This is a genomic window from Paraburkholderia susongensis (assembly GCF_900177725.1).
Lineage (GTDB): Bacteria > Pseudomonadota > Gammaproteobacteria > Burkholderiales > Burkholderiaceae > Paraburkholderia > Paraburkholderia susongensis.
The window spans coordinates 115,262-141,580 of record NZ_FXAT01000002.1; the positions used below are offsets into that span (position 1 = coordinate 115,262).

General features: G+C 65.4%; 18 protein-coding genes. 5 read left to right on the forward strand and 13 right to left on the reverse strand.

The window, feature by feature from the left end; translation table 11 throughout:
- Window positions 1-29: 29 nt before the first annotated feature.
- Window positions 30-2,579 (reverse strand): penicillin-binding protein 1A, encoded by a 2,550-nt coding sequence (locus B9Z01_RS05685; protein WP_085481286.1) that lies wholly within the window; start codon window positions 2,577-2,579, stop codon window positions 30-32.
- A gap of 145 nt (window positions 2,580-2,724) precedes the next feature.
- Here B9Z01_RS05685 and fabV point away from each other — a divergent pair, with 145 nt between their 5' ends.
- Entirely contained in the window at window positions 2,725-3,921 is a 1,197-nt protein-coding gene (gene fabV / locus B9Z01_RS05690; protein ID WP_085481287.1) for an enoyl-ACP reductase FabV, read from the forward strand.
- Between the two features lie 107 nt (window positions 3,922-4,028).
- Here fabV and B9Z01_RS05695 read toward each other — a convergent pair whose 3' ends face one another.
- From B9Z01_RS05695 to B9Z01_RS05705, 3 genes are all read right to left on the reverse strand, one after another.
- Window positions 4,029-4,373 (reverse strand): Rap1a family protein, encoded by a 345-nt coding sequence (locus B9Z01_RS05695; RefSeq protein WP_085481288.1) that lies wholly within the window; start codon window positions 4,371-4,373, stop codon window positions 4,029-4,031.
- Between the two features lie 149 nt (window positions 4,374-4,522).
- Window positions 4,523-5,146: a glutathione S-transferase family protein gene (locus B9Z01_RS05700; RefSeq protein WP_085481289.1), complete on the reverse strand. Its 624-nt coding sequence runs from the start codon at window positions 5,144-5,146 to the stop codon at window positions 4,523-4,525.
- A gap of 145 nt (window positions 5,147-5,291) precedes the next feature.
- A complete protein-coding gene (locus tag B9Z01_RS05705) occupies window positions 5,292-6,188 on the reverse strand; it encodes a LysR family transcriptional regulator (protein ID WP_085481290.1) in 897 nt (298 codons plus the stop codon).
- 94 nt (window positions 6,189-6,282) lie between these two features.
- On the opposite strand from B9Z01_RS05705, the gene tam reads away from it, so the two are divergent.
- Complete coding sequence (gene tam, locus B9Z01_RS05710) at window positions 6,283-7,119, forward strand: trans-aconitate 2-methyltransferase (protein WP_085481291.1); 837 nt, start codon at window positions 6,283-6,285, stop codon at window positions 7,117-7,119.
- 285 nt (window positions 7,120-7,404) lie between these two features.
- On the forward strand, window positions 7,405-7,770 hold the full coding sequence (locus B9Z01_RS05715; RefSeq protein WP_085482010.1) for a hypothetical protein: 366 nt from the start codon (window positions 7,405-7,407) through the stop codon (window positions 7,768-7,770).
- Between the two features lie 4 nt (window positions 7,771-7,774).
- On the opposite strand, the gene B9Z01_RS05720 is transcribed toward B9Z01_RS05715, so the two are convergent.
- A complete protein-coding gene (locus B9Z01_RS05720) occupies window positions 7,775-11,206 on the reverse strand; it encodes an autotransporter family protein (RefSeq protein WP_085481292.1) in 3,432 nt (1,143 codons plus the stop codon).
- 186 nt (window positions 11,207-11,392) lie between these two features.
- On the opposite strand from B9Z01_RS05720, the gene B9Z01_RS05725 reads away from it, so the two are divergent.
- Window positions 11,393-12,328, forward strand: a complete 936-nt coding sequence (locus tag B9Z01_RS05725; RefSeq protein ID WP_085481293.1) for a LysR substrate-binding domain-containing protein — start codon at window positions 11,393-11,395, stop codon at window positions 12,326-12,328.
- 16 nt (window positions 12,329-12,344) lie between these two features.
- Here B9Z01_RS05725 and B9Z01_RS05730 read toward each other — a convergent pair whose 3' ends face one another.
- The 4 genes from B9Z01_RS05730 to aldA form a co-directional block, all read right to left on the reverse strand.
- Window positions 12,345-14,012: a GMC family oxidoreductase gene (locus B9Z01_RS05730; protein ID WP_085481294.1), complete on the reverse strand. Its 1,668-nt coding sequence runs from the start codon at window positions 14,010-14,012 to the stop codon at window positions 12,345-12,347.
- A gap of 73 nt (window positions 14,013-14,085) precedes the next feature.
- Window positions 14,086-15,303, reverse strand: coding sequence for a mandelate racemase/muconate lactonizing enzyme family protein (locus tag B9Z01_RS05735; protein ID WP_085481295.1), 1,218 nt, complete (start codon window positions 15,301-15,303; stop codon window positions 14,086-14,088).
- On the reverse strand, window positions 15,304-16,662 hold the full coding sequence (locus B9Z01_RS05740) for an MFS transporter (RefSeq protein ID WP_085481296.1): 1,359 nt from the start codon (window positions 16,660-16,662) through the stop codon (window positions 15,304-15,306).
- Window positions 16,663-16,768: 106 nt separating this feature from the next.
- Window positions 16,769-18,193 carry an aldehyde dehydrogenase gene (gene aldA, locus B9Z01_RS05745; protein WP_085481297.1) on the reverse strand — a complete coding sequence of 475 codons (1,425 nt, stop codon included), beginning with the start codon at window positions 18,191-18,193 and terminating at the stop codon, window positions 16,769-16,771.
- A gap of 225 nt (window positions 18,194-18,418) precedes the next feature.
- Between aldA and B9Z01_RS05750 the strand changes: the two genes are divergently transcribed.
- Window positions 18,419-19,585 (forward strand): porin, encoded by a 1,167-nt coding sequence (locus B9Z01_RS05750; RefSeq protein ID WP_085481298.1) that lies wholly within the window; start codon window positions 18,419-18,421, stop codon window positions 19,583-19,585.
- Between the two features lie 110 nt (window positions 19,586-19,695).
- Here B9Z01_RS05750 and B9Z01_RS05755 read toward each other — a convergent pair whose 3' ends face one another.
- The 4 genes from B9Z01_RS05755 to B9Z01_RS05770 all read right to left on the reverse strand — a co-directional run bounded on the left by B9Z01_RS05755 (window position 19,696) and on the right by B9Z01_RS05770 (window position 26,311).
- The gene (locus B9Z01_RS05755; protein ID WP_085481299.1) at window positions 19,696-20,061 is read right to left on the reverse strand and encodes an ArsR/SmtB family transcription factor; all 366 of its coding nucleotides are present in this window, start codon (window positions 20,059-20,061) and stop codon (window positions 19,696-19,698) included.
- Window positions 20,045-20,506 carry an SRPBCC family protein gene (locus B9Z01_RS05760; RefSeq protein ID WP_085481300.1) on the reverse strand — a complete coding sequence of 154 codons (462 nt, stop codon included), beginning with the start codon at window positions 20,504-20,506 and terminating at the stop codon, window positions 20,045-20,047. Before B9Z01_RS05760 ends, B9Z01_RS05755 begins: the two co-directional genes overlap by 17 nt.
- Window positions 20,507-20,620: 114 nt before the next feature.
- A complete protein-coding gene (locus tag B9Z01_RS05765) occupies window positions 20,621-21,988 on the reverse strand; it encodes an MFS transporter (protein WP_085481301.1) in 1,368 nt (455 codons plus the stop codon).
- A gap of 84 nt (window positions 21,989-22,072) precedes the next feature.
- On the reverse strand, window positions 22,073-26,311 hold the full coding sequence (locus tag B9Z01_RS05770; RefSeq protein ID WP_085481302.1) for a bifunctional nitrate reductase/sulfite reductase flavoprotein subunit alpha: 4,239 nt from the start codon (window positions 26,309-26,311) through the stop codon (window positions 22,073-22,075).
- Window positions 26,312-26,319: the final 8 nt, after the last annotated feature.

Sequence of the window (26,319 nt, forward strand, 5' to 3'; positions counted from 1 at the left end):
ATGCCGGCGTACCGTACTGCGAGGCCCCGTCAGTTCGACGCACCGCCGTTGGCCGTCCCTTCCCCACCCTGACCTGCATCCGGCGGCGCGGCGTCGTCCGGCGTTGGGGTCGGCGCGAGGGCCGGTGCGCCGCCGCCATGCGTTTCACCGTCGACCGCATCGCCCACGGCGGGTGCCGCCGCCGATCCTGGCGCCGATCCGGACACTGAGCCCGGCACCGGCAGCAGCGGCGGCAACGCGCGCGGTTCGGCAAGCACGGCTGAAGCGCCAGCCGCCTCCGGCACCTCGGACACAGGAGCCGCCGTGCCAGCCGTCTCAGCCGGCTTGACCGACGCCACCGGCGAGCGCCGCGTCTGCCCGCGCGCCACGACCGGCTTCTGCGGCTGCACGGGCGCCGGCGCAAACAGATGCTGGAACCAGTCGCTCAAGCGCGCCGAGCGCTCGGCGAACCAGCCCGGCTGCTGCTCGGTGTCGAACTTCACGTGCGTGTCGACGAGCCGCGAGCGCTGCGCGCGCTGGAAGAAATCGCCGACGATCGGCAGCGCGCTATGCGCCCCCTGCCCCCAGTAATCGCTGCGCAGCGTCACGCGGCTGTCGTTGAAGCCGACCCACGCGCCCGCCACCAGTTGCGGATGAATCAGGATGAACCAGCCGTCCGCGTTGCCCTGGGTCGTGCCGGTCTTGCCGGCGACGTCGCCGCGCACGCCGAAGCGCGTGCGGATGCTCGCGCCCGTGCCGCGGCTGACGACGTCGCGCATCACGTCGACGAGCGTGCGCGCGGTGTCGGCGGGCAGCTCTCGTTTTGGCGTGGCCGGCGCGAATTGCGCGAGCACGTTGCCGTTGCGGTCCTCGATGCGCGTGACCATCAGCGGTTCGACGTAAGTGCCGAGGTTCGCGATCGTGCCGTAGGCGGAGACCATTTCCTTCAGCGTCACCGGGCTCGTGCCGAGCGCGAGCGACGGCACCGGATCGAGTTCGCTGTCGCGCACGCCCATCGCACGCGCGAGCTTCGCGACCCGGTTCGGGCCGACCTTCTCCATCACCTGCGCGGTGATGCGGTTGCGCGAATACGCGAGCGCGTCGCGCAGGCTGATCGAGCGCCCGCTCGGCTCGTCCTCGTCGCTCGGCTTCCAGATTTCGCCGCCCGTGAGCTGGATTTCGACGGGGTTGTCGGGCAGCTTGTCGTCCGGCTTCGCGCCTGCCTCGAACGCGGCCGCGTAGACGAACGGCTTGAAGGTCGAGCCCGGCTGACGGCGCGCCTGCTGCACGTGGTCGAACGGGTCCTCGCTGAAGTCGCGGCTGCCCACCCACGCCTTGATCTCGCCAGTGCGCGGGTTCATCGCGAGGAAGTCCGCCTGCACGCGTGTCTTCGTGTTGCAGACGTTCTGCACGAGCTGGCGGTCGGCGAGAAGGCGCTTCAATGCATCGTCGTCGGAAAGGCCCGTGTCTTTCGCGGCGCGGAAGTCGGGCGTTTCGCGCAGGAACGTGCGCAGCAGATCCTTGTCCGCCGAGCAGCCCGCGCGCGTGCCCCACGCCGAGTTCGCAATGCCCTGCAACTGGTTGCCCTGTAGCGTCACCGCCTGGGTCGCCATGGTTTGCAGACGCGAATCGATCGTGGTGCGCACGACGAGGCCGTCCGAATAGATGTTGTAGTCGTTGCGGTCGGCCCACGCGACGAGCCACTTGCGCAACTGCTGCGTGAAGTGCGGCGCGGGTCCGGGCGGCTCGACCTGGCGCTCGAAATCGAGCCGCAGCGGCTTGCGGCTCAGCGTGTCGTATGCGGCGGGCGTGAGCTTGCCGTACTTGACCATCTGCGCGAGCACCGTGTTGCGCCGCTGCAGCGCGCGCTCGGGATTGAGCACCGGGTTGTAGTAGCTGTTGCCCTTGAGCATGCCCGTGAGCGTCGCGCTTTCGAGCACGTTCAGGTCGGACGCCGACTTGTCGAAATAGGTGCGCGCGGCCATCTCGATGCCGTACGCGTTATAGAGGAACGGCACCGTGTTCAGGTAGGTTTCGAGAATCTCGGGCTTCGTGTAGAGCATCTCGATCTTGACCGCGGTGATCGCCTCCTTGAGCTTGCGCGTGAGTGTCGGCGCGCGGCCGATTTCGTCGGGATAGAGATTGCGCGCGAGCTGCTGCGTGATCGTCGAGCCGCCCTGGCGGTCGCCGGAAAACGTGTGCAGCGCGGCCGACGCGGTGCGCCGCCAGTCGAGGCCGAAATGCTGGTAGAAGCGGTGATCTTCGGTCGCGATCAGCGCGTTCACGACGTTCGGCGAGATGTCCTTGAGGCTCACCCACTCGCGGTTGGATGGCTTGAATTCGGCGAGCAGCTTGCCGTCCGCGGAGAGAATCCGCGCGGGCTGCTCGATTTTCGCCTTGCGGATGTCGCGGATGCCGGGCGTGAACGGAATCAGCAGCAGCACGTACAGCACGAACAGCACCGGCAGCGCGGCGAACCCCCACGCCACGGTGCGGCGGGTCGGATGGCGCAGATGCCGCCAGAGCTTTGCGACGAGCGGGTTCGCGAGAGTCAGCCCTTTGTCGAGGGCCGCCAGAAGTGAGGAGATGAGGCGATTCACGCTTGCTGTCGTCTGCGGGGAAAGGCGCAATCGTACCAAGATGTGGGGCGGGCGCCGATTTTTGCGGTGCCTGTGCCGGGTGCGGCGGGCGTGGCGGGCGCAGCGGGGCCACTATAATGTCGGCAATTCCGACAAGAGGTGCTTCATGATCATCAAACCGCGTGTGCGTGGCTTCATCTGTGTATCGACTCATCCGACCGGCTGCGAGGCCAACGTCAAGGAACAGATCGAGTATGTGAAGGCACGCGGCCCCATCGCCAACGGCCCGAAGAAGGTGCTCGTGATCGGCGCATCCACCGGCTACGGTCTGGCCGCCCGCATCAGCGCCGCGTTCGGCTCGGGCGCCGCCACCCTCGGCGTGTTCTTCGAGCGCGCCGGCAGCGAAACCAAGTCCGGCACGGCCGGCTGGTACAACACCGCCGCATTCGAGAAATTCGCCACGGCCGAAGGCCTGTACGCGAGCAGCATCAACGGCGACGCATTCTCCGACGAAGTCAAGGCGCGCACGATCGAAGTCATCAAGCGCGATCTCGGCCAGGTCGATCTCGTCGTCTATAGCCTTGCCGCGCCGAAGCGCCAGCATCCGAAGACCGGCGAGGTGTTCAGCTCGGTATTGAAGCCGATCGGCAAGTCCGTCAATCTGCGCGGCATCGACACCGACAAGGAAGTCATCAAGGAAACCGTGCTCGAACCGGCCACGCCGGAAGAAATCGCACACACGGTCGCGGTGATGGGCGGCGAGGACTGGCAGATGTGGATCGACGCCCTCGCCGACGCCGGCGTGCTCGCCGACGGCGCGAAGACCACCGCGTTCACCTACCTCGGCGAGAAGATCACGCACGACATCTACTGGAACGGCTCGATCGGCGCGGCCAAGAAGGACCTCGACCAGAAGGTGCTCGGCATCCGCGCGAAGCTCGCGGCCAAAGGCGGCGATGCGCGCGTCGCGGTGCTGAAGGCGGTCGTCACGCAGGCGAGTTCCGCGATCCCGATGATGCCGCTCTATCTTTCGCTGCTCTTCAAGGTGATGAAGGAGAAAGGCACGCACGAAGGCTGCATCGAGCAGGTCTACGGCCTGTACAAGGACAGCCTCTACGGCAGCCAGCCCCATCTCGACGCCGACGGCCGCCTGCGCGCCGACTACAAGGAGCTCGATGCGCAGGTGCAGGCCCGCGTGCAGGAACTGTGGAACCAGGTGACCAACGACAACCTCTACGAACTCACCGATTTCGCGGGCTACAAGACCGATTTCCTGCGTCTGTTCGGCTTCGAGATGAAGGGTGTGGATTACGACGCGGACGTCAATCCGGACGTGCGGATTGCGAATCTCATGCAGGTTTGATGGTTTCTGTTTGACGAGGAGCGGGTTCGCCCGCCTCTCGCCCCTGCTACACCCGGCCGTCGCAGGGATTGAATGCACGCGGGCGGTTCATCCCTTCGCCTCCGGCTTCAGCACGGATACGCCCCCTGCAGCGCACGAAGAATCGCAAGGCCGATCGGGAAATCGTCCGAAATACCCGGATGGTTTGCAAAAAATGCGTCGAGCAACGGATAAACCGTCTGGTTGCCGATCGCGAGCGTTGGCGGCGGGCAGAACAGCGCTGGACGCTTCTGCGATACCAGGTCCCCGTTCGCCCAGCCGAACGCGTTGATCGTGCCGGTGATGTACGCCGCGTAGATCGAGTCGTTGTCGGCGTGCGCCCATTTCTTGTACTGCGCGGCCGTCATCTCGGCGTGCGCGCTCAAGGTGAAGAGCGCTGTCAGCGCAGCCAGCGCGAATTTCGGTACCCGCATCGTCAAACCTTCAAGATTGCAAAAATCCGCCATTGTAGGGGACGTGGAGTGCGCCGCGCAGAAGCGCGGCGCGTGTACGAATTCGTCAGGATTGTTGAGGGATTTTTGTAAGGGTTGCGCCCCTCAACGTGCCCCTCAGCGAGCCCAAATCAGGGCGTCCCGTTGCGGCAATACTCGCGGTATCCATCGCGTCCCGCGAGCCGCGTCATATACGCGGCGAGCGCCGGAAAATCGTCGTGCTGCAGCGGCGTTTCGAGCCAGCGGTTCGCCGACAGCGCAATCGGAATATCGGCGAGCGAGAACGCCTCGCCCGCGATGAACGCGCCGGTATGCGCAAGCTGCTGTTCGACGATCGCCATGTGCTTCGCCCAGTTCACGCGCGACAGTTCGATCTGCCGCGGGTCCTGATGCGCGGGCGAATGCCGCACCAGCGCGAGAAACGCGTAGCTCCACGAGCGATTCAGCTCGCTCGCCTGCCAGTCGATCCACTGATCGCAACGCGCGCGCTCGCACGGATCGGCGGGATAAAGCCACTCGCCGCGATAGCGGCCCGCGAGATAGCGGATGATTGAGTTCGACTCCCACAGCACGAAGTCGCCGTCGCGAATCACGGGGACTGTCGCATTCGGATTGAGCGCGCGGAACGCCGCGACGTCGGTCGTGCGAAAGCCCGCGCCCCAGTCTTCCTGTTCGAACGAAAGTCCGAGTTCCGCGCAGGTCCACAGCACCTTGCGGACGTTGATCGAGGTGGTCTTGCCGAGTATCTGCAGCATGAGGTGTCTTGTATCGGGTGGGTTGAATGGAGCAAAGACAAGAAGTAAAGACTAGGAGTAAAGGCAGCAAGTAACGACAACGGGAAAGGCAAGGCAGCAAAGACGCCGGCAGCAGCCAGTTTGCCTCGCGCGCGGCATGGCGTCATCAGACTTTGAGCGTCGCCTGCTCGCGGATCATGTCGTAAAGCGCCTGCGCCGCGGGAGACAACTGCGCGGTCTTGCGCGCGACGAGCACGAGCGTGCGCGACACGGTCGGCTGGATCAGCGCGACGGTGCGCACGCCCGGATACGCGCCCTTCTGCAGCGCGAGCGCCGGCACGACCGCCGCGCCCACGCCCTGCGCGACGAGTCCGACCGCGGTCGAACTGCGCTGCACCTCGTAGAACGAGCGCAGCGCGAGTTCGCTCGATTCCAGCGCGACGTCGAGCAGCGCGCGGTTGCCGCTGACCTCGCCGGCAAAAATCAGCGGAAACGGCTGCAGTTGCCGCCACGCGATGCGCCGCCGCTTCGCGAGCGGATGATCCTCGCGGCAGATCAGCACGTAGCGGTCTTCGGTGAGCGGCACACTCGCGAGATCGGGGTGATGCTCGCGCGCGATGTTGATGCCGAATTCGACCTCGCGGCGCAGCACGGCCTCTTCCACGGCCGACGACGCGTGATCGAGAATCTTGATGCGGTTATGCGGATAGCGCGCGGAATACGCCTGCAAAATACGCGGCAGATACTGGACACCGACGGTCGGCACGCACGCGATCGACACGTCGCCGCGCTGAGCCATGCCCGTTTCGCGAATTTCGACGAGCGCGTCGGCGAGTTCGCCGAGCAGACGCCGCGCCTGCGGCAGAAAACTGCGGCCGATTTCGGTGAGCGCCATCGAGCGCGTGGTCCGCTCGATCAGCGTGACGCCGAGAAACGTTTCGAGCTTGCGCAGCCGCTGCGTGATGGCCGTTTGCGTGACGTGCAGCGAATCGGCCGCGCCCTGGAAGCTGCCGCGATCGGCGATCGCGACGAAAGCCTGCACGCCGAGAGTATCGATTTTCATTAGAAAAATGCAGGAATCGGAATCATAAATTCATTTTACTCTGCGATCAGTGACGCCGAGAATGGACGCACCGAATCCCGCGAAGGAGCGAAGCATGACGGAAAAAACCACGGCTGCATCAACGGATAAAGACGCGAACAGACACGCGGATAACCACGCCGACTGGCACGCAAAGCAGTACATGCTGTTCGAAAACGAGCGCACGCGCCCGGTCAGGGATCTGCTCGCGGCAGTACCGGCGGAGGGTGCGCGGCTCGCGGTGGACATCGGCTGCGGACCGGGCAACTCCACCGAGGTGCTTGCCGCGCGTCTGCCGGGCGCGACGGTGAGCGGCATCGACAGTTCCGCCGACATGATCGCGGCCGCCCGTCAGCGCCTGCCGCAATACCGCTTCGACGTGAGCGATATTTCGACGTGGGATGCGCGCGGCCCGTACGACGTGATCCTCGCCAACGCGGTGCTGCAATGGGTGCCGGACCACGAGCGGCTGTTTCCCGCGCTGATCGGAAAACTCGCGCAAGGCGGCAGCCTCGCCGTACAGATGCCCGACAACCTCGACGAACCGGCGCACCGGCTGCTGCGCGAAGTTGCCGCTGACGGACCGTGGGCGCACAAGCTCAAGGGTGTCGAGCGCACCACGCGCCACGGCCCCGGCTGGTACTACGCGCTGCTGAAGCCGCTGTGCGCGCGCGTCGACGTGTGGCGCACGGTCTATCACCATCCGCTCGCGGGCGGCGCGGATGCGGTGGTCGAATGGTTCAAGGGCAGCGCGCTGCGGCCGTTCCTCGCCGCGCTCGACGACACCGAACGGCAGGCGTTCCTGCAACGCTACCGCGACGAGATCGCCAAAGCCTATCCGGCGCTCGCCGACGGCACGGTGCTGCTGCCGTTTCCGCGGCTTTTCATCGTCGCGACGCGCGAGGTTCGCTGAAGCCGCCAGAGGGCTGCGGCACGGGCGTTTGGCGTCTCCTTGCCGCCTCTTTGGCGTCTCCTTTACCGCCCCCGTCCGGCAAGCGCTGGCGACTGCGCCGGTGCTTGCCCCGCGCTTGCCCTCCGTACCGCCCGTACCCCGCTCGCTCCCGCTCACGGCCACGCCGCGCGCCAGGGTACGTCAGGCATTGCCGCCCGGGAATGGAGCGTGCTAATGTTTGATGAAAGCGGAGGATGGCGCACCGCCGTCCTCACCGGGAAGCCATTTACTGCAGCGAGCGTCGCCATGAGTGATGTACGCCAACATCTGAGTCCCCGTGACCGCCTTGAGCTGTTGTGCTGGCTCACATGCGGAAGCCTCGGCGCCTATTACCTGAACGAAGACTGGCCCGACGCGGCGTTTCACGTGCAGGCCGCGCATAAGTGGCTCGATCGCCGCGCGCGCGAGGCCGACTGGCTCTGCATCGCGAAGCTGTCGGCCACCGCGGTGGAAATCGCCCGGCGTCACGCGAAGTTCGTCGAGACCGACTGGGCGCGCGACGCGGTCGAAGAAATCCTCGATACCGACGAAATCGACCCGCAAGCCCGCTTGCTCAAGCAGGTGCTGGCCGACTGCCAGAACGCGCTCGCGGACAAGCGGCTCGCGGATTAAGAGCTCACCACGCCCATCGCACGCCAGCGTCGCCGCCAATCACGCGCTGATGCTGACCGCCGAAGTTCGTCAGGTAGCTCGCAGTAGCGAATACGCTGCCGCGCTTCGTCAGTTGCGCGACGATTCCCACGCCTACCTGCCCCATCGTCTGGCCCACCGGGGTACCTAGCGTCGTCACTCCGCCGAAGGTGGTCTCGTCGTCGGCGCCGAACGAGCGCAGCACGTTCACGCGCAGGTACGGCTTCCAGGCCACGCCGCTCGCATCGAATGCCCACTGCAGGCGCGCGCCTATGCGGCCGAGAAACGTGTTGCCGTTATTCCAGTTCACCTCCGAGATGCCGTCGCTGAACTTGTCCAGCGCGAGCCATTGCCACACGAGCTGCGCCTGCGGCTCCAGCGTCAGTCCGTATGCCAGAGCAATCGGCAAACCCGCTTCGATCGAGCCCGTAAACGCGTTGCCATCCGTCGAGCCGCCCACGTTGTCGTTCGAGTGGGTGCGTACCGTGAGCGCGCTGCCCATCGCGACCGCATCGGTGTACCAGCCGCCCGCGCCGATGTGCGTCCAGTAGGCGCCGAGGTTGTACGAGTTGACCTGGAGCGAGCCGGCGCCGTAGTCGTACTGCCCCATCGCCAGGCCGTTCACGTCACCCACCGCGCGCGCGAAGCCGAGGAAGAAGCCATAGTGATTGCGCGCGCCGCCCGGCTGGTTGTCGGCGTACAGGTCCTGGCCGACCTGCATGCCCCACACCGTGCCGTCGAACGACGGCTTCACGTCGCCGCCTTGCGCGATGTTGCTGTTCGCGCCCCAGGCGCGCGCCCATGAGGCGGGGACGCGGCCGCTTTCGGTCAGCAGGCCCTGCTCGCCCTGGCGGTCATGGAACGTGTCGATCTGCAGCAGACCCAATTGACGCGCAACGCTTGGCGCCTCCGTATAGAGCGGTACTTCGGGACGATAAACCGGCACGCCGGACGTGCTCACGCTCTCAGTGGCCGTCGGGCCAGTGCCGGCTTCCGCGCTCTCGAGCGCCTGGACGATCGACTCCGGCGTGCCGGGGGCCGCGACGATCGGCGCATGCGTGGAAGGCGAGCCCGGCGACGATGGGCTCGTCGGCGAAGTTGGCGTGGACGTACCGGGTGACGACGGATTCGTCGGCGCGGTTGGCGTGGACGTTTCCGGCGTTTGCGTCTCCGCCGGAATCGTATTGCGCAGATACCAGCTGTCGCTCGTCCCGGCGCTGACTCCACCCTTTGCGAGGAAATACGTGTAGGCGCCCGCCTTGATCGTCCCGCCCGCGAGCGTGAACGCGCTCGCGCTTGTCGTCGCCCCGTTCGCGGCCTGCACCACCTGAATGCCGTCGATGAGCGTCGTCGCGCCCGGGCCGCCCATGTTCGTCACATGCAACGTGCTCGTGCCGCTCGCCGTGCCACCGCTGACGACCAGCTTGTCCGATGGCGCGCCGTCGCCCGCCAGATACGTGTTCAGCGCGATCGCCGCGTTCTGGCCGACGTAGTTGCCCGCCACCGTCAGCGTATTGCCCACGCCGCTGCCGCCGAGCTGCACGAGCCCCGCGTTGGTGAGATTGCCGTTGATCTGGAAGTTGCCGGTGGGGCCGCTCGCGAGACTGGCGAGCGCGTTCGCCGCCGCGATCGTGCCATTATTCGTGACCTCGCCGGTCACGCTGCCATAGCCGCCGAGCGTCGCGCCCGCCGCGACCGCGACCGGCCCGCCGCCGGACAGCGCGGCCGGATCCGCGACGCTGCCCACGATCAGCGTGCCCGCGTCGACATTGGTGCCGCCCGCGTAGCTGTTGTCGGCGCCATTCAGCGCAAGCGTGCCGGAACCGAGCTTCGTGAGCGAACCCGCGCCCGTGATGTTCTGCGCGAACGTGGAATCGAAGCCCTGGGTGTCGATGGTGCCGTTGTTCGCGGTGATGGACACCGCGCGGCCGGACGCGGGATCGAAGCTGCTGCCGAGTTGCAGCGTGCCGCCGTTGAACGTCAGCGCGCCCGTCGGCGTGCCCAGCGCATTGTCGGCCGCGACGGAAAGCGTGCCCTGCGTGATCGTCGTGCCGCCCGAGTACGCGTTGCCGCCCGACGCGGCGGGCGCGAGTGTCAGCGTTCCAGCGCCTGTCTTCTCCACCGCGCCCGCGCCGGAGATGAGCCCGGTGTAGGCGCCGTCGCTGTCCTGCTGGAAGCGCACGAGCCCATTGTCGGTCACGGAAAGCGGCAGGTTCGACGCATTCGCCTGCAAGGTCGCGCCGCTATTGACGGTCGCGACGACCGTGGCGGTCGTCGTGCCGAGCGTGCCGGTGAGGTTCAGCGTGCCGCTCTGCACGAGCGCGGTCGAAAACGTGCCGGTGCCGGCCCACGTCCAGTAGTCGCCCTGCATCGTCAGACTCTGGTAATTCACGAACGCATTCGACGCCGTGCCGCTGCCTTGCAAGCGCACGACATTGGCGCCGCCGCCGCCATCGGCCGTGCCGATGATCTGCGAGCCCGTTTGCAGGATCAGCGTGTCGTTGCCGTTGCCGTTCTTGATCGCCGTGCCGCCGCCGCCCTGAATCAGACCCGCGTTAGTGATCGTCGTATTGCCGTTGGTCGAGCGCACGCCGATGCCGTTGTTGCTGATGATCCTGCCGCCCGCCTGATTCGTGATGGTCGCCGTGAACGAGCTGCCGAGCGTGTTCGACACCACGGCGTCGACGCTGCCGCTACTCGATGCCGTGCCGGTGGTCTGAATCGTGCCGCTGTTGACGAGCGTATCGTTGTTGCCCTGCAGGTAGACCGCCGGACTGTCCCTGCCCGCCGAAGTCAGCGTGCCGCTATTGTTGATGGTGCCGCTGCCGCCGAGCAGCGACGCCGCGCGCGCATTGCTGCCCGAGGTCGAGACGGTGCCCGTATTGACGAGCGTATTGCCCGATGCGCCGGCATTGCTTTGCCCCCACGCGGCCGTCATGCCATACGAGTTCGCGCCGGTTGTGGTGATCCGGCCGTTGTTGACGAGTGTGTTGTTGTTGCCGTTCGCGGCGAGACCGTCGTTGTAGGCACCCGTCGTCGAGATGACGCCCGTGGCGCCGTTGGTGATCGTGTTGCCGTTGTTCACGCCGATCAGCATCGCGCCGCGGTTCGCGACGCCCGTGCCGTTGCCCGACAAGGAGAGACTGCCGTTATTGGTGATCGCGCTCGACGTGTCGACGGAAAACGGCGTTGGCGTGCCGGGGAGCGCATAGCTGCCCGTGGCGGTGCTATCGAGATTGATCGTGACATTGGTGCTGCCCGTCACCGCCACGACGGACGGCACGCCCGTGCCGGTGCAGGTCACGGCGGTATTGCTGGCTGGTGCCGTGGACGAGCACGCTGCCCACGCACACACCGGCATGCTGCCGGTCAGGACAGCCCCTCCCCACACGCTCGCGCTCCACATGCTTCTTTTCATTCTCTCGTCCTCGACGTTGAGCGATCCGGTTGCAATCTGGCACGTGTTCGGGTTATAGCATCCCTTTACGCGATCGCAAAACGGCTCCGGCGCGCCGTGCAGGGGCAATCGACGACCACCGGTAAAATAGACCGCCCTTGCCATCGCGCGTCATTTTTTCCTCGACCCCATACCTTGAAACGTAAAATGCCGGCGCTCAACGCGCTGAAAGCCTTCGAAGTGGCGGGCCGCACAGGCAGCTTCACGCGCGCCGCGGAACTGCTGAACGTCACGCAAAGCGCGGTCAGCCGGCAAGTCCGGCAACTCGAGGCGCAACTGGGCGAGACGCTGCTGCTGCGTCACCATCATCATCTGGAACTGTCGGCGGCCGGCCGCGTTCTGCTGCAGGCGCTGCAGCAGTCGTTCGACCGCATCGAACTCACGGTGCGCGGCCTGCAGGAGAAAACCCACCGCAACCGGCTACGCCTGAATGCGCCGCCGACCTTCACGAGCCGCTGGTTGATGCCTCGCCTCGGGCGTCTGCGCGATGCGCATCCGCATCTCGAACTGAGCTTGTCCACGCGGCTCGACGACAAGCTTGCCGAGTCCGGTGTGCTCGACTGCGCGATCCGTTTCGGCAATGGGGAATGGGAAGACGTCGACAGCCAGTTGCTGATGCACGAACGACACATTGCCGTGTGCGCGCCCGCGCTGCTCGCGCGCGAATCCGGACGCGCGGGCATCGATCTGAACCAGTTCACGCTGCTGCACGTGCTCGCGAGCGCCGATCAGCGCTATCTGACCTGGCAGCACTGGCTGAAGGCGGCGGGCATCGAAAACGTCGACACAGACGGCGGCTATGAATTCGACCTGCTCGATCATGCGATCCGCGCGGCGGTCGACGGGCTCGGCGTGACGATCGCCGATCGTCACATGATCGCGCACGAACTCGCGACGGGCCAGCTCGTGCAGGTGCTCAACGTGCACGTCGACGGACATCAGTCGTACTGGTTCGTCACGCGCGACAAGCAGGACGTGCTGCCGCACGTCGCGCTGTTTCGCGACTGGCTGCGCCAGGAGATCTGGCTCACCACGCGCTCGCTCGATGTGTCGGAGCCGGCGCCGCTCGGGGTGGTGAAGTGAGGTGAAGTGAAGCCCGCTAGGCGGCCGCGGCCGCGGCCAGCTCCGCCGCGCTCGCCTCGCGCGCGGCTTCGGCTGCCACATCCTCGAGAATCATGTCGGCGCCCTTCTCCGCGACCATCATCGTCGGCGCATTGATATTGCCCGACGTGATGTTCGGGAAGATCGACGCGTCGACGACCCGCAGCCCCGCGATGCCGTGCACGCGCAAACGCGCGTCGACGACCGAGGTGCGCGGATCGTCGCCCATCGCGCAAGAGCCGCACAGGTGGTAAATCGATCCCGACTGCTCGCGGAAATACTGCAGAAAACCTTCGCGCGTATTCACCTGCGGCCCCGGCGAAATTTCCTCGAGCGTAATCGCCTGCAAGGCCGGCGACGCCATGATCTTGCGCACCAGTTCGCAGCCCTGAACGACCTCATCGAGATCCTTCTGCGTCGTCAACGCGTTGATGCGGATTTTCGCGGCGTCTTCCGCGCGATTCGACGCGATCTCGATCGAACCGCGGCTCGTCGGCCGGCACGGGTTGAAGGCCAGCAGAAAGCCCGAGTACGGCTCGGGTTCGAGGCTCGCCTTGCTGCTCTTCGGAATCCGGTAGGACAACGGATTGAAATACAACTGCAGGTTCGGCAACGCCTCGCCTTCGCTGCCCTTGAAGAAGCCGCCCGACTGGTTCACGCTCATCGCGAGCGGTCCCTTGCGGGTCAGCAGATATTGCAGACCGAGCTTGAGCTTGCCGAGAAGCGGCCGCATCTCGTCGTTCAGCGTCTTCACGCTCGAGCGGTAGTAGAAGCTCACGCACAGATGGTCCTGCAGGTTCTGACCGACCGCCGGCAGTTCCTTCACGAGCGCGATGCGATGCTGCGTGAGCAGTTCGCTCGCGCCGACGCCCGACAGTTGCAGCAGCTTCGGCGAATCGACCGCGCCCGCCGCGAGGATCACTTCGCGGTTCGCCATGAATTGCCGTGCAACGCCGTTCTGCGTCACGCTCACGCCGATCGCTCGCTGCTGTCCGTCGAACAGCACGCGCTGCACGAGCACCTCGCGCTCGACGCTCAGATTGCGGCGCGACAGCACCGGATGCAGATATTCGAAGCTGCTCGACGAACGCTGCCCGTTGCGCGTATTCACGTCGTAGATGCCGGCGCCTTCGAATTGCGCGCCGTTGAAATCGTCGTTGCGCTGGTAGCCGGCCTGGTCACAGCCTTTCAGGAACACGCGACAGATCGGATGCACGGTGTCCTTCATCGGCGAAATGCGGATCGGACCGTCCGCGCCGTGATGGTCCGTGTTGCCGAGCGGATGCGATTCGAGCTTGCGGAAGTACGGCAGCACGTCGCGAAACGCCCAGCCCGCATTGCCGGCGGCGGCCCAGTCGTCGAAATCGCGCGGCTGGCCGCGCACGAAGATCATCGCGTTGATCGAGCCCGAGCCGCCCTGCACCTTGCCGCGCGGGCAATAGATCGGCCGGTTGGCGAGTTCCTTTTCGGGCTCGCTGTAGTACATCCAGTTATAGGTCTCGTTGTAGTAGGTCTTCGTGAAGCCCACCGGAATCCTGAACCAGAACGAGTCGTCCTTGCCGCCCGCTTCGAGCAGCAGCACTGAATACTGGCCCGACGCCGACAGGCGATTCGCGAGAATGCAGCCCGCCGAACCCGCGCCGACGATGATGTAGTCGTAATTCATGCTCTATGTCGCCACACGGCGCTCTATCGATTGAATGGGTTTGCACGCGTGCGAACGCGGGCAGGAGAAATCCTCACCCCCTCGCCGGCGCGAGGTCTTTCACGTCGGCCGGTTGCGCGGCCATCTGCAGATGCAGCCGCTCGCCCGTGTACGGCGTGTGCTGCCTGACGACTTCCATGTTCAGTTCGACGCCGAGCCCCGGTTCGCGCGACGGAATGATGTAGCCGTCTTCCCATTGAATCGGCTTTTTCAGCACGGCCGCGTGAAAGCCGTCCCACGTGCCGATGCTTTCCTGAATCAGGAAGTTCGGCGTGCAGGCCGCGAGCTGGATGCTGGCCGCCGCGCCGACCGGCCCGTTGTACAGATGCGGCGCGATCTGCGCGTAATAGACTTCGGCCAGCGTCGCGACTTTCTTCGCTTCGAGCAGGCCGCCCACGCGCGCGACGTTCAGTTGCAGGATCGAGGCGGCGCCCGCTTCGAGCAGCTTGAAGAATTCGTACTTGGTGGTGAGGCGCTCGCCCGCCGCGACCGGAATGCTCGTGTGCCGCGCGACCTGCGCCATCGCGCCTTCCTGCCCCGGCGGCACCGGCTCCTCGAACCAGAGTGGATCGTATTTCTCGAGCCGCTTCGCGAGCCGGATCGCCGAGGACGGCGCCATCTGCCCATGCGTGCCGAACAGCAGGTCGGCCTTGCTGCCGACGGCCTCGCGCACGCGGCGGCAGAACGTCTCGCAGCGATCGAGCACGTCGAGCGAAAGCTGATGGCCGGAATACGCGGTGTACGGCCCCGCCGGATCGAACTTCACCGCGGTGAAGCCGAGCTTGACGTTTTGCGCCGCGCATTCGGCGGCGAGATCGGGGTCGTCGTAGTCGTATTCGCCGCGGCTGTTCTTCGGATACAGGTAGGTGTAAGAACGCAGGCGCGGATTCACGATGCCGCCCAGCAACTCATACACAGGCTTGCCGGCCGCCTTGCCGATGATGTCCCAGCACGCCATTTCGAGGCCGCTCACGACGCCCATCATGGTCAGATCGGGGCGCTGCGTGAAGCCGCTCGAATACGCTTCGCGCCACAGACGCTCGACATGATGCGGATCGTGGTCGAGCAGGTAGCGGCTGAACACGTCGTCGATGATGTGGACCATCGCTTTCGGATGGAACGTCGCCGAATAGATTTCGCCGACGCCTTCGATGCCGCAATCGGTCTTGAGCGTGACGAAGATCCAGTACATGCCGCCGACGTGCGGCGGCGGTACGGCGACGATATGCGTTTCAAGCGAGACGACTTTCATTTACACACCTTCCTTTCGTTTGAGCATGTTTCTGAGCGCGAGCCCGGCCACACCGCCCGCCGCCGCCATGACGGCCACATAGCCGAAGTACAGCTGGTAGCCGAAGACGCCCGGGAACGTTTGCGTCAGATAGCCGTTGATGAGCGGCAGGAACACGTCCGGCGAATAGCCGAGCACCGAGATCAGACCGATCGCGAGCCCCATGGTCGCGGCCGGAACATTGCAGCGATCGAGCAGCGACCAGTAGAGGCCGCGAATCGCGTACGTCAGGATGCCGATGAACAGCACGAGCACAACCAGCAGCACGTGGCTCGCGATACGCGGCGCCGCCATCAGGCCGACGAGCGACAGCGCGGCGAGAAAGAGCGCGATCACGAGCACCGAGATTTTCGAATAACGGTCGCCGAGAAAACCGCCGCCAATGCCGCCGATGGGCCGCATCCACAGCTTGAGCGTGGTGATCGTGCCGGCCATCACGACGGAGAGCCCCACTTCGCCTTCATGCAGATAGGCCGAGAAGCTGTAGGTCGCCCAGAACACCTGATAGCCGCAGAACACGATTGCGGCGACGAGCCACAGTTCGGGAATCTTCGCGAGCGTCGCGAGATCGACGAGCACGTTGTTGCGCTGGCGCGTGGCGCCGCCAGGTTCGCCATGACCCGGGGCATCATCTGCGGCATGACCTGTAGCCTCTTGCGCGCCTGACTGATCCTTGACGAGCGCCAGCAGCACGCCGAGCGCGATGCACAGAAACGCGTACAGATAGACCACCATCCTGAAGCCGACCGCCACCGGTTCGCCGCGCGTCTGCGTGATCCATGCGAACAGCGTGATCGCGATCGTCGCGAGCATCGCTTCGATCAGGCCGCGCCCGCCGTCGAGCAGGCCGAAGAAGCGGCCCTGCTCGTCCTTGCCCGCGATCATGTTGACGCGTTTGATGACGGCGGCCCAGAACGTCAAGCCGGTCGACAAACCCCAGCCGCCGAAGATCAGCATCAGCATGGAGAACGACGGCGCGGTCGAATACCAGAGCCCTAGCGCGCCGGTCGCGATCAGCGAAAAGCAGATCAGAAGACGCGGTGCGATCCTGTCGGCGAGCCAGCCGCTCGGCAGATAGCTGAGCAGAAAGATCGTGCCGAGCGACGAGTACAGATAGCCGAGCTGACTATCGGTGATGTGGAACACTTCGAGCATCGTCGGCTGATAAACCTGCCGCAGATACAGGATCGGATAGATCGCGCCGGCGGCGAGCACCAGCAACGCGAGTTGCAGATAGCGCCGCCCTTTGCTGTTTTGCGCGGCGGCCAAGGCGTCGTTCGATGCGAGCGGCGCGGCGGTTTGAACAGACTGGGATGACACGTGAGCGCTCCTCGGAGACGCAGCACCGGTCCGCCGGACCGCCGGGTCTCCATCATGTTGTTATGGGTTGTGATGAATCGGGCAAAGACGCGTGTTGCGCGCGTCCTCAATACTTCATGACCACGAGACGGGTCTGCGTGAATTCGAGCATGCCGTGCTTGCCGTCGTCGCCGCCGAGCCCCGAGCGTTTCCAGCCGGCATGAAAGCCCTGATACGGATCGGCCGGCGTGCGGTTCACGTACAGCTCGCCCGCTTCGATGCCGTTGGCGATCTTCATCGCGGCGCGATAGTTCTCGGTGTACAGCACCGACGACAAACCGAACTGATGATCGTTAGCCATCTCGAGCGCTTCGTCGAGCGTGCGGTATTTGACGACCGGCATGATCGGGCCGAAGGTTTCTTCCTGGATGATTTCCATGTCCTGACGGCAGTTCGTGAGCAGCGTCGGCGGATAGAAGAAGCCGTCGCCAGCGGGCACCTTGCCGCCGGTTTCGAGCGTGGCGCCATCGGCCACCGCGCGCTCGACCATCGCGTGAATCGACTGGCGCGATGCTTCGTTGACGAGCGGACCCATCAGCGAAGGCTGCGTGCCGCGATCGCCGCACTCGACCGCGCTCATGTGTTTCTTCAGCAACGCGACGAAGCGGTCATGCACGCTCTCCTGCACGTAGACGCGTTCGATCGCGGTGCAAAGCTGGCCGCAGTGGGTGGTTTTCGACGCGACGAGTTCGCGCGCGGCCTTCTCGAGATCGGCGTCGGCTTCGATGATCGCGGGGGTCTTGCCGCCGAGTTCGAGCGACGGCTTAGCGATATTCGCCTTGCAGTAGTCGAGCACCTTGCGGCCCGCGCCGACGCTGCCCGTCAGCGTAATCATGCCGACCTTCGGATGCGTGCAGAACGCCTCGGCGGTGGCGTGGCTCATCGCGAGAATGTTCACGACACCCGCGGGCATGCCGGCCTGCTGCACGGCCTTGGCGATTTCGAACGCCGAGCTCGGCGTGTTGTTGCTCGGCCGCACGACGACGGTGTTGCCGGCGATCAGCGCGGGCGCCACCTTGCGCATGAAGGTATAGACCGGGTAGTTGAACGGAATCAGGCAGGCGACGACACCGATCGGTTCGCGATGCAGCACGAGGTTTTCGTCAGGCGAGTCGCTCGGGATCACTTCGCCTTCGATGCGCCGCGCCCATTCCGCGTGATAGCGCGTGATCTGGCCGGCGTAGATTGCCTCGTTCGTGGCGTCGGCGACGCTCTTGCCCGATTCGAGCGCGAGCGCCGCGCCGATGGCCGGCGCGCATTCGGTCAGCGCGTCGGCGAGCTTGTGCAGGTGGACCGCGCGCTCGACGGCCGGCAGTTTGCGCCACGCTTTCTGCGCGCTGGCCGCGGCGTCGACGGCGGCCAGCGCCTCGGCCTCGGTCGCGCCGCTCACGTGCGCGATCACGGCGCCGGTGGCTGGATTGAGTACGGCAATCCGTTCGTCGCTCGCGGGTTCGATGAAGCGGCCGTTAGCAAAATTCCGGTCGAGTCGCATGCCTGTCTCCTGAATGCCCGGTGCTCGAACCGCAGGTTTGCGGCTATCGCATCGATGCCAAAGTTGCATGAACGGAATTTTTCTCCGGGTCAATATCGGCCGCAAGCGAGGAATTCGCGGGACAAACATGCGAAAAAATCATGTTTATCCAGGGATCAGCCGTATACGCGATCCCCATCCCAAATTGCAGAATCCGGCCTTCTCGCCAACAGTCCGGAGCATCCAATGACAAAAAATCGACTCTCCACCGCCACCTTCGCCGCGTTCTCAGCGTTCGCCGCGCTCACGGCGCCCAGCGCGTTCGCGCAAAGCAGCGTGACGCTATACGGCGTGCTCGACGAGGGCATCAACTACACGAACAACGCCGGGGGCGGCGCGGTCTGGGAAATGGCGAGCGGCTATGCGCAAGGCAGCCGCTGGGGCCTGAAGGGCGAGGAAGATCTGGGCGGCGGCACCAAGGCCGTGTTTCAGCTCGAAAACGGCTTCGACATCAGTTCGGGGCGGCTCGGCCAGGGCGGCCGCATGTTCGGCCGTCAGGCTTTCGTGGGTCTCGCCGATAACCGCTTCGGCACGCTCACGCTCGGCCGCCAGTACGACTCGGTGGTCGACTATCTCGCGCCGACCACGGCGAACGGTAACTGGGCCGGTTACCTTTTCGCGCACCCCTACGACAACGACAACACCGACAACTCGTTTCGTCTCGGCAATAGCGTCAAATACGCGAGCCCGGATCTCGCGGGCCTGCAGTTCGGCGGCGTCTACAGCTTCAGCAACGACACCGGCTTCGCGAACAATCGCGCGTACAGTTTCGGCGGCCAGTATGCGAACGGCGGCCTGCTGATCGCCGCGGCCTATCTGCAGGCGAACAATCCGGGCGCGGGTTCGGTCGGCGCGATCACCGCGAACGACGCGAGCTTCATCGCCGGACGCATGCGGATTTTCGGCGGCGGCATCAACTACACGTTCGGTTCGGCAACCGCGGGCTTCGCGTATACGAACTCGAACTACAAGGACCCGACCGGCAACGGCTATATCGGCTTGCCGCTCGCGGCGCCGGGCGTGAGGCTCGATACGCTGAAGTATCAGAACTTCGAGATCAACGGCAAATACCAGTTCACGCCGGCGTTTTTCGTCGGCGCGCAGTACGTGTACACGATGGTGAATTACGAGGCGTCCTCAGGCAGCGTGACGCCGAAGATTCACTCGGTCGGCCTCATGGCGGATTACAACCTGAGCAAACGCACCGACGTGTATGTGCAGGGCGTGTATCAGAAGGTGGCGGGCGACTCGACGCAGTCGATTCTCGACAACGCGTTCATTCCGGGCGTGCAGGCGCCTTCCTCGACGGATACGCAGGTCGCCGTGCGGGTCGCGTTGCGGCACAGGTTCTGAGTACGTCACTGATAACGTGACTGTGCACTTAAGCTGGGCACCTAAGCTGAGCACGTAACTGGGCACCCAGGCAGCGCAGCGGCGTGGCGGATTCATTCCCGCCGCGCCGTTCACTCCTCCACCACCGCCTTCAGCTTCAGCAACGCCTGGTCCCACTGCTGGGAAATCGCGTCGAGCGCGCGGCGCGCCGCGTCGAGATGCGCGGGCTCGAACGCCCACAGGCGCTCGCGCCCCACCTTCACGTCGCGCACGAGGCCTGCGTCGGCCAGCACCTGCAGATGCTGCGTGACGGACTGCCGCGTGATCTCGGTGCCGGCGGTCAGTTGCGCGATCGACATCGCGCTGCCCGCGCACAATGCCGCGATCAGGCGCAGGCGCGTTTCATCGCCGAGCGCCGCGAAGACCAGCGCGGACCCACGCAGCGTCGCCGCCTTGAGGCCGGCCTTCGCGGGCGCGGCCCTACCTCTCGGTGACATATCGTTCGATGTTGCCCATCTGCTCGGTCCAACCGCCATCGTTCATGCGGAACGCCTCCGTGCGGCGCGCGAGCGGCAGTTGATCGAAGCCCGATTCGACGACGCGCAGCAGCGTGCCCGACTCGACCTCGCTCAAATCGAACTCCACGAGCGTGGTCGGCTCCGGCGTGTAGTCGACCGAGACATCGATCGCGGCCGGATGCCAGCGCCACGACAGATGATGCTCGGGCTCGACGCGCTCGACGAGCACGTCCATGACGAGGTGCTCGTAGCCCGGATAGGTGATGTGCCCCTGCACGGACTGCCCGGCGACGAACTGCTTGCCGGTCAGATTCACGCCGAACCATTTGCCGAACTCCTCGGCGTTGGACAGTGCGCGCCACACGCGCGAGCGCGGCGCGTTCAGCAGAATCTGTTTTTCGATACGATCAGTCGATGTGTTCATATGCAACCTCCTGACTGCATATTAGAGACACCGCCCTCGATATGCAAGCATTCGACTGCACTTTTTTTGCGTCCGCGCAGAGCCCGCTGACGGGCAAGCCCTGCCCGCATCGCACTACTCCGTCGCATGCGCGTGCATGACGCCCGCCTGCATCGACCATGCCATCCACGGCCGGCGCAGCGCGACGATCGCGAGGAACGCACACGCGGACAGCGTGCCGAACGTCGCGAAGCCCATCTGATAGCTGCCCGTGCTTTCCTTCGCGATGCCCATCACGACCGGCAGATAGAAGCCGCCGATACCACCCGCCGCGCCGACGATGCCCGACATCAGTCCCGTGCGGCCCGCCCAGCGATGCGGCACGAGCTGGAACGTCGCGCCGTTGCCGAGACCGAAGGCCACATACAGACACAGCAGCAGCGCGATACCGCCCGTGAGCGACGGCATCGCGGCGGCGAACATGAAGTCGCACACGGCGATGACCGCGAGCAGCACGGTCAGCGCGCGTACGCCGGATACGCGGTCGGCGATCAGGCCGCCGAGCGGACGCACCATTGCGCCGGTGGCGGCGAGCAGCGCCATGAACAGCCCCGCGTCGATCTTCGAGAGCTGATAGAGGTTCGTCAGCAGCAGCGATACATATGAGGACATGCCGACGAAGCCGCCGAAAGTGATGCTGTAGACCAGCATGATGACCCACGTATCGCGCTCGCCGAGCACGGAGCGATAGCGTTTGGGCAGCACCGCGATCGCGAGCAGCGCGCCGATCACCGGCAACAGCAGCACACCCGTCTTGCCCGCGCCGAACAGACCCGCTTCGACGAGCAGCACGAGCACGATCAGACCCGCGAGCGTTGCCGCGAAGCTGCCGGAGGCGCGCAGCACGCTGCCCGTTTTGAGGCCGGCGTCGTTGGCCCAGAAATACAGCGTGATCGCGGCAATCGCGAGCAGCGGCAAGGCGCCGCCCGCGGCCATCTGCCACCCATAGCGCGCGGCCAGTTGCGGAAACAGGAAGCCGTCGAGCACCGCGCCGATATTGCCGGCGGCCGCGAGACCCAGGACGAGCCCCTGCACTTTCGGCGGATAGTTGCTGCCAGCCATCGGCAAGGCCACCGCGAAACTCGCGCCGCCGACGCCGAGAAATACGCCGAGCACCAGCAGCATCTCGTACGACGGCACGGAGCGCATCAACGGCAACACGATAGTCGGCACCGCGGACAGCAGCACGCCCATCAACGCGATGCGCTTGCCATGCGCGGATTGATACAGATTGCCGAGCGTCACGCGCAAAATCGCCGCCGACAACACCGGCACCGCGACGAGCAAACCCTGTTGCGCGGGCGTCATCGCAATGCTCTTGCTGATGAACGGCGCGAGCGGTCCGTAGAGCACCCAGACGGTAAAGCCCGTGTCGAAATAGAGAAAACAGGCGACGAGTGCGCGCCAGTCTCCGCTTGCAAGAGAGTTCATCACTTTTTTCATCAGAGATCCTTATTAAGCTGATTGCCCGCCATCGAATTCATTGCACTGCGTACAGCTTCACCTGCATGTCGCCAGCGTTGAAAATCAATACACATCACGCGCATAACGCTTTTCGCGCGCGAGACGGCTCACGTATTCGAGCGCCCTCTCCTCGCTCATGCCGCCGTGCGTTGTGATCACGTCCTTGAGTGCCGCATCGACATCGCGTGCCATCCGGCTCGCGTCGCCGCACACGTAGAAATGCGCACCTTCTTCGAGCCATGCCCACAGTTGCGCACCGTGTTCGCGCATACGGTCCTGCACGTAGATCTTGTCGGCCTGATCGCGCGAGAACGCGACGTCGAGCCGCGTCAGCACGCCGCTCGCGCGCATCGCCTCGAGTTCGTCGCGATAGTAGAAATCGGTTGCGGCATGCTGCTCGCCGAAGAACAGCCAGTTGCGTCCACGGTCGCCGCGCGCGCGGCGCTCGTGCAGAAAACCGCGAAACGGCGCGATGCCGGTGCCGGGACCAACCATGATCGCCGGTGCGCCAGCGTCGCGAGGCGCACGGAAATGCGCGGACGTCTGCACGAAAACAGGCACATCGACTTGCGCGGCACGGTCCGCGAGAAACGTCGACGACACGCCTTTGCGATGACGCCGCCCGTTGCTGTAGCGCACCGCCGACACCGTCAGATGCACTTCGCCCGGATGCGCTTTCGGGCTCGACGCGATCGAATAGAGACGCGGTTGCAGGCGCTTGAGCACGCCGGTCAGCTCGGTTGCGGTGAGGCTCACCGGAAATTCGTGCAGCACGTCGGCAAGCTGCTGTCCCCACAGCCATTGCTTCAGATCGGCCTTGCGCGCCGGCGCGAGCAGATCGCGCAGCGCGCCGTTGCGGCTGCGTGCGGCGACGAACGCGAGCGCTTCCGCGCTCGGCCGCGCGATCTCGTAGTGTTGGCCGAGCGCATCGGCAAGCCGTATCTCGCCGACACCGGAGACGTGCACCGGCGCCTCCGCGGAGAGACCGCTCAGCGTAATCAGTTCGTCGACGAGTTCGGGGCAGTTGCTCGGCCACACGCCGAGCGCATCGCCGGCTTCGTATTCGAGCCCGGCGTCGGCGGTATGCAGCGAAACGTAGCGCGTGTCTTTCGCGGCGCCCTGCCGGTTCAGACGCAGGTTGCCGGCGAGGCGCGACGCGGCCGGCCGCGCTTTGGTCGGCACGGCGCCGGGCACCACCGCGTGGATCATGCCGCCGGGCGGCACGGCATGCAGCGCCGCATCTTCTTCCTTGATGCGCACGATCACACGTTCGAGCCATGCATCGGCAACCGGCGGGTAGTCGGTATCGCAATCGACGCGCTCGGCAAGGCGCCGCGCGCCCCGCTCGGCGAGCCGTTCATCGAGACGGCGGCCGTGGCCGCAGAACTGATCGTAGTTGGGGTCTCCGAGCGCGAGCACCGCGAAACGCACACCGTCGAGGCGAGGCGCCGTGTCCGCGCGCAGTTGCGTCCAGAAATCCTGCGCGTTGTCGGGCGGATCGCCGTCGCCGAACGTGCTCGTCATCAGCAGCACGTATTGTGCTTTCGCGAGCGTCGCGAGCGGATAGTCCGCCATGCACGCGGTGCGGATCTCGAAGCCCGATTCCATCAGACGCGTGGCGTAACGCTCGGTCAGCGATTCGGTGTTGCCGGTTTGCGAAGCCCACAGCAGCGTGACCTTGGGACGCGCGCGCACGATACGTACGTTGGGCACGTTCGGCACGCTGGACATGCCCGCTTCGCGTACCTGCGCCGCCTGCGCGATGTCGGGTAAAGCCGCAAATGAAGCCATGCCCGTCTTGCTGCGGCTATAGAGACCCGCGAGCAATCCATCGACGTAAAGGCGCTTCACGCTATCGAACGGCGCGCTGTGCGGCAGCACCGGCACGGAATCGATGCCCTGCGCCTCGGCGGAGCGCAAGCCGCTGACGAAGCCGGCCAGATACGCATGCTCGGCGTCGCTCAGCGGCGGCACGGGCTCGGGCCGAAGTTGCAGCAGGCTCGTGAGGGCGTCGATACGGGGCATGGGTTGATCCTTGGCGCTGGCGCCGGGCGTCGCAGCGGGGATGTCCGCGTGGGTGCCGGCAGCGACGGCGGCGGCGTGATTGAAGGCATCTGCAACGTCATCGGCCATCGCCGGGAATGCCACCGGACTCAGCGCGACCGCGCAGAATTTCAGTTCGGGCTGCTGGGAAATGGGATCGGTCGCGTCGTTCGTTACCGCGTTGATGCAGAGGTCGTCGCCGAATACATCGTTCCAGTGCATCGGCGCGAAGCAGTTGCCCGCGCTCACGCGCTCGGTCACCACGGCGGGCAGGATCGCGCGGCCGCGGCGCGAACGGATCTCGACCGGGTCTTTCGCGCGGATGCCGAGCGCGGCCGCATCGTCCGGATGAATCTCGACGAACGGCCCCGGGTTCAGCTTGTTGAGCATCGCGACCTTGCCGGTCTTCGTCAGCGTGTGCCATTGATGCTGCACACGGCCCGTGTTCAGCACGATCGGAAATTCGTGGTCGGGCAATTCGGCGGCGGGCGCATACGCGCGCGCGAAAAACATCGCCTTGCCGCTCGCCGTCGGAAAAGCCAGTCGCGCATGGCTGCCGTCGGCTGACTGTCTGAGCGTCTGGCTCACGCCATCATTCAGATAGCGAACCGGATTGCGATCGGCCGAGTCCGCGCAGGCAAGCGGCCATTGCAGCGGCGTGTCCTTCAGGCGGCGATGGCTCGCACCACGCAGGTCGTAACCGGTCGCCGGGTTCGAGGCGCGCGTGATCTCAGCGAACACTTCGTCGGCGCTCGCATAGGTGAACGCATCGGCGAAGCCCATTTCGCACGCGATACGCGCGATGATCCGCCAGTCGGGCAAGGCCGCGCCCGGCGGTTCGATCGCCTTTTGCATCAGCGTCAGATTGCGCTCGGAGTTGATCATCACGCCTTCGGCTTCGGCCCACAACGCGCCGGGCAGCAGCACGTCGGCGTAACGGTTGGTCTCCGTGTCGAGGAACGCGTCCTGCGCGATCACGAGTTCGGCCGCGCGCAAACCGGCGATCGCGCTTTGCCGGTTCGCGACGCTCGCCACCGGATTCGTGCAGATGATCCAGCAGGCCTTGATCTCGCCCGCGGCCATTCGCTCGAACATGCCGATCGTGCCGGTCGTGCCGTTACCTGCGTCCGGTTTCAGCGTGCCCGGCGCAATACCCCAGAGTTCTTCGACAAACGCGCGGTCTTGCGCGACGAGCGCCGAGCGCTGCCCCGGCAAACCCGGTCCCATGTAGCCCATTTCGCGGCCGCCCATCGCGTTGGGCTGCCCTGTCAGCGAGAACGGTCCGCTGCCGCGCCGGCAGATGCGCCCCGTCGCCAGATGCAGATTGCAGATCGCGTTCGTGTGCCACGTGCCGTGCGTGCTCTGGTTGAGGCCCATCGTCCAGCAGCTCATCCACTCCTGCGCCGCGCCGATCATCCGCGCGGCGTGGCGGATGTCGTCGGCGGCAAGGCCTGTGATGCGCGCGACGTTTTCCGGCGTGTAGTCCGCGAGAAACGCGGGCATCGCGTCCCAGCCTTCGGTGAACTCGTCGATAAAAGCGGCATTCGTCGCGCCATTTTCGTGCAGCAGATGCAGCAGCCCGTTGAGCAATGCGAGATCGGTGCCGGGTTTGATCCGCAGGAACAGATCGGCCTTTTCGGCCGTCGCGTTGCAGCGCGGATCGACGACGATCAGCTTCGCGCCCGCCTTCACGCGGTCCATCATGCGCAGGAACAGAACCGGATGGCAGTCGGCCATATTCGCGCCGCTCACGAAGAACAGGTCCGCGTGATCGAAGTCCTCGTACGAGCCGGGCGGCCCGTCCGCGCCGAGCGAGAGCTTGTAGCCGCTACTCGCGCTCGCCATGCACAGGCGCGAGTTCGATTCGATGTTGTTCGTGCCGATAAAGCCCTTCGCGAGCTTGTTGACGAGGTACTGCGCTTCGAGCGACATCTGCCCGGACACGTAAAACGACAACGCATCCGGACCGTGTTCGTCGAGGATCCGCCGCAAACGCGCCGCGGTGCTGCTGAGCGCCTGCGCCATCGGCAACGGCGCCGGGTCTTCATCGCGCGTATGGCGCACGAACGCGCCTTCGAGACGGCCGGACTTGCGCAATGCGACGTGCGCCGACTGCCCTTTCGTGCACAGCCTGCCGAAGTTGGCCGGATGCTCGCGGTCGCCGGAGATCTTCACGACCTGGCCGTCCTCGACATGCAGCACCATGCCGCAACCGACGCCGCAATACGGACACACGGTTTTTACGTTCGTGGAAGACATGCGCGGAT

Coding starts and splice junctions, on each gene's coding strand:
- B9Z01_RS05720 (WP_085481292.1), bottom strand. CDS start 11,206: ATGAAAAGAAGCATGTGGAGCGCGAGCGTGTGGGGAGGGGCTGTCCTG.
- B9Z01_RS05730 (WP_085481294.1), bottom strand. CDS start 14,012: ATGAATTACGACTACATCATCGTCGGCGCGGGTTCGGCGGGCTGCATT.
- B9Z01_RS05755 (WP_085481299.1), bottom strand. CDS start 20,061: ATGTCACCGAGAGGTAGGGCCGCGCCCGCGAAGGCCGGCCTCAAGGCG.
- B9Z01_RS05750 (WP_085481298.1), top strand. CDS start 18,419: ATGACAAAAAATCGACTCTCCACCGCCACCTTCGCCGCGTTCTCAGCG.
- B9Z01_RS05705 (WP_085481290.1), bottom strand. CDS start 6,188: ATGAAAATCGATACTCTCGGCGTGCAGGCTTTCGTCGCGATCGCCGAT.
- B9Z01_RS05770 (WP_085481302.1), bottom strand. CDS start 26,311: ATGTCTTCCACGAACGTAAAAACCGTGTGTCCGTATTGCGGCGTCGGT.
- fabV (WP_085481287.1), top strand. CDS start 2,725: ATGATCATCAAACCGCGTGTGCGTGGCTTCATCTGTGTATCGACTCAT.
- tam (WP_085481291.1), top strand. CDS start 6,283: ATGACGGAAAAAACCACGGCTGCATCAACGGATAAAGACGCGAACAGA.
- B9Z01_RS05695 (WP_085481288.1), bottom strand. CDS start 4,373: ATGCGGGTACCGAAATTCGCGCTGGCTGCGCTGACAGCGCTCTTCACC.
- B9Z01_RS05760 (WP_085481300.1), bottom strand. CDS start 20,506: ATGAACACATCGACTGATCGTATCGAAAAACAGATTCTGCTGAACGCG.
- B9Z01_RS05725 (WP_085481293.1), top strand. CDS start 11,393: ATGCCGGCGCTCAACGCGCTGAAAGCCTTCGAAGTGGCGGGCCGCACA.
- B9Z01_RS05735 (WP_085481295.1), bottom strand. CDS start 15,303: ATGAAAGTCGTCTCGCTTGAAACGCATATCGTCGCCGTACCGCCGCCG.
- B9Z01_RS05765 (WP_085481301.1), bottom strand. CDS start 21,988: ATGAAAAAAGTGATGAACTCTCTTGCAAGCGGAGACTGGCGCGCACTC.
- B9Z01_RS05715 (WP_085482010.1), top strand. CDS start 7,405: ATGAGTGATGTACGCCAACATCTGAGTCCCCGTGACCGCCTTGAGCTG.
- B9Z01_RS05700 (WP_085481289.1), bottom strand. CDS start 5,146: ATGCTGCAGATACTCGGCAAGACCACCTCGATCAACGTCCGCAAGGTG.
- aldA (WP_085481297.1), bottom strand. CDS start 18,193: ATGCGACTCGACCGGAATTTTGCTAACGGCCGCTTCATCGAACCCGCG.